The sequence below is a fragment of the Vibrio sp. T9 genome, assembly GCF_003123985.1.
Taxonomy (GTDB): Bacteria; Pseudomonadota; Gammaproteobacteria; order Enterobacterales; family Vibrionaceae; genus Vibrio; species Vibrio diabolicus.
The window spans coordinates 1-3,120 of sequence record NZ_NIGY01000027.1 but is presented as its reverse complement, the minus strand read 5'-3'; the positions used below and the strand labels follow the sequence as shown (position 1 = coordinate 3,120).

The window sequence follows — 3,120 nt, the reverse complement described above, 5'->3', positions numbered from 1 at the left end:
CAAGAGTGATTCGGCACGCGTGGCATTTTTACTATGCGTTAGGTTTAGTGGTTAAGGTGGTATGCGGAAGCTTCGGGATTGCGTGCCTCACACCTTAACAAGGCGTTAGGTTTATAGGAGAGTAAATGGCAATTTGGGATAAGATTCAAGAACATGTACTTGGAGTTTTCGTCACCGCAGTTTTTGCCATTTTGAGCGTTGTGCTTGCGTGGAATTGGGAAAGCTTCGTTGACGCTTATATACAACCGCAAATACAACAATCTTTTGAGCGGGACGGGTACTTTCGTGAAGAGATTAAAAATGGTCAATTCGTAGTCACAGATGAAAACGAGTTTGCGAAAAATGAGATTATTCCAAGTGATAAACTAGATAATCTGAAGAACGATGCGTTCGCTTCCAAAAAGTCAGTTCTAGACTCGAGAGATAACATTACTAGTATCGAGAACACTATAAATAAACGCTTAGATAGTCTGTCCGATGAAAACTCAAAGCTAAAGCAGCGTTTAGGTGAGTTAGAAAAAGAAAATAGTGACTTACGTGGTTACTTAAATGTTCTTGCTTCAAAAAAGCTAAAAGTGGAACTTTTTATATCAGAACGCGATGCTGATAAAGGAAGAATAGTACTTAACCTTCGTAACCCTATTATCTCGACAGCACTAGAAAACAATACTACTTATAAAGTCTATGGTGCCAATGGGCACTATGAGCGTTTAACTACCAGAATTGAAGTGTTAACTCATAGTGAACGTTCTAAAAATGCATTTATTGGGCGTGTACACCAAGACGATTACCACGATCTTTTTAAGGGTTCTACAAGTGGTGCAAGGCATGCGTACATCGCACTAAAATAAACCTAACAAACTGTTCAAGCAGATTCGGCACGCGTGGCATTTTGGGTTTGCAGTAGTTTTTGTGTTTACGGAGTAGTGCAGAGGCATTTGTATAGCGTGCCTCACTACTTAACAGGGCGTTAGAGCTACCAGAACTTCAAGTAACCATGGTTCCTATCAGACACTTAGGTTACATATCTTGTTATAGTAGGTTTTTACTTAGATTTGAGTCATACGAACGCGTAATAGAGTTGTATCATAATGAAAACAAAAGCATTTCAATCATTTGAATCAAAAATCCATTATTTCGATGATGACATTGAGTTGATGGACGTATTAAGACGTAATGTTATGTCTGGTGAGTTAACAGATCCATCTTCGGCGAATGTTTTGAAAGGAATCGACGAATCTAAACATAAGCATCTAGCCAGGCGTCGTAACTCTGATGGTAGTCGCGGGTTGGTTATTCACCATCTTCGCTCAACAGTATATTCAGCGTATGTGAAAGATGTCTATGAGGAAGTAACAGCATACTTAAAAACAATCCTCGAATTAGCTGCTCAAAATGGCTTTGAAGCTGGTCGCTTGATCGGTGAGCATAGTTTTAAAATTAACGCAAAAGAAGTATTGGAAGCAGGTAGTTGGGAATATATGGCAAACCTGATTTCAGATTCTGTATTTCAATCACTTGAAGCTGAAAAAAGTACGCTTCAATTACTAAAGAAAATAGCATCGAAGTTAGGGTTAGACATTGATAATCAATTAATTGAAAAGGTTTTACCTTTCTTAGAGGTGCGCCACTTTTTGGTGCATACTGATGGTAAGGTAACTCAAGATTTCAAAGAAAAATATCCTAAATTAGCGTACAAAAATGATTATATTTTTATCAACTATACATTTGTGCGAAAGTTACGAAATGCAGTGGTAGAACTTATCTCAGAGTATGATAAAAAAGTTGTAGCTAATCAACTGGTTGCTCCTGAATATATGCAGCCATAATAGCTCTAACAAAGCATTTAAGAGTGATTCGCAACGCTTGGCAGTTTCGCTTCGCTCAAGTATAGCCAAGCGTCGCTCACACCTTAATGCGGCGTTATATGCCAGAGGAGTTTTTATGTCCCGAAAACGAGGAATAGTTTTTTGTCCCCATTTTGAAAACCTTGGTGGTGATGCTTACATACCTCATGTTCAGTTACGTAAAGAACAGATGCAGAGCTTCTGTCTTTATTGGGACTATATTGTACAGCCTGTTAGTGCCCAACTTCCGCTCTGGAAGCGAAGTGTTGATGAGATAGTGTTAGAAGATGCGGGCATCTTACTTAAAGAGTACCAAGATCTACCTTTTGCCGGAAACATATACACTAAAGAGTCGGCATACAGCTTAAAATCAGAGGGTGCAAAAAATTGGGTAGATACATTTTTGGACTTTCAGGCGCAGTCATTAAAGAAAAAATCAATAGCTCAGCCAGACGTCATATGGGTTCCGCAACAATCGTACCGAGAGTTTATCGCTAGAACGAAAGATGCTATCGATGAACACTGTGTGCAAGTTGCGCTATACAATAAGCTCCCCGTACCTGCGGAAAATATATCTCTCAAGAAAATAGTTGCGTTTAAAACTGAACATTCAGATCTATTAAGCGAGTTTCGAAACTCCATGGACTTAGTAACTCTTCAAGTTTCACTTCCTACTGGGTTTAGTGAAACAGCACTAAATTTGGCTGTTTCTGACTTGGAAAAAGTTACTAATGAGATCGTCGCGTCATCTCGAAGTCGGTTTGGGCGCTCAATTAAATTCACAGATTTAAAGGTAAATATAGGGTCTCAAAGTGTAGCGACACTTTTGAGTGAGTTTGTTAAGGGGGCAACTCTAAGTGGTAGTGCATCATTAAATCCACTTGCAGCCGTTTTTGGTGGTCTAGCATGCTCTGCTACAAGTATGGTTCAACTAGAACCAGTAAAGAGTAAAAAATTAAAAGTAATTCCCGAAGAGCAGGTTGAGTTTAGTTATCTAACCGAAGCTTTTTCGAAGGGCGTTGCACAAAGCATATAACAAACTGTTTAAGAGTGATTCGCAACGCGTGGCATTTTTACTATGCGTTGGTTTAGGTGATTAAGGTGGTATGCGGCGGCATCGGTATTGCGTTGCTCACACCTTAACAGGGCGTTAGCAAGCTTAAAGGAGTAAGTGTATGTTTTCGCGTTACATATTATATGTATTGAATCAAGAAGCGAGTTCCAAATTCTATGAACATGTATTGGGTTTAACCCCAGTATTGGACGTTCCGGG

The 3,120-nt window shown here is 39.4% G+C and carries 3 protein-coding genes; all 3 read left to right on the top strand.

The genetic code is table 11. From position 1 onward, the window contains the following. Positions 1-125: 125 nt before the first annotated feature. The 3 genes from CBX98_RS25085 (at position 126) to CBX98_RS25075 (ending at position 2,883) form a co-directional block, all read left to right on the top strand. Positions 126-851, top strand: a complete 726-nt coding sequence (locus tag CBX98_RS25085; protein ID WP_109170521.1) for a hypothetical protein — start codon at positions 126-128, stop codon at positions 849-851. Between the two features lie 240 nt (positions 852-1,091). Then, entirely contained in the window at positions 1,092-1,829 is a 738-nt protein-coding gene (locus CBX98_RS25080) for a hypothetical protein (protein ID WP_109170520.1), read from the top strand. A gap of 115 nt (positions 1,830-1,944) precedes the next feature. Then, the gene (locus CBX98_RS25075; protein ID WP_172606027.1) at positions 1,945-2,883 is read left to right on the top strand and encodes a DUF6236 family protein; all 939 of its coding nucleotides are present in this window, start codon (positions 1,945-1,947) and stop codon (positions 2,881-2,883) included. Positions 2,884-3,120: the final 237 nt, after the last annotated feature.

Bases quoted from the DNA above. Each gene is read 5' to 3' on its own strand.
- CBX98_RS25085 (WP_109170521.1), top strand. From the start codon at position 126: ATGGCAATTTGGGATAAGATTCAAGAACATGTACTTGGAGTTTTCGTC.
- CBX98_RS25080 (WP_109170520.1), top strand. From the start codon at position 1,092: ATGAAAACAAAAGCATTTCAATCATTTGAATCAAAAATCCATTATTTC.
- CBX98_RS25075 (WP_172606027.1), top strand. From the start codon at position 1,945: ATGTCCCGAAAACGAGGAATAGTTTTTTGTCCCCATTTTGAAAACCTT.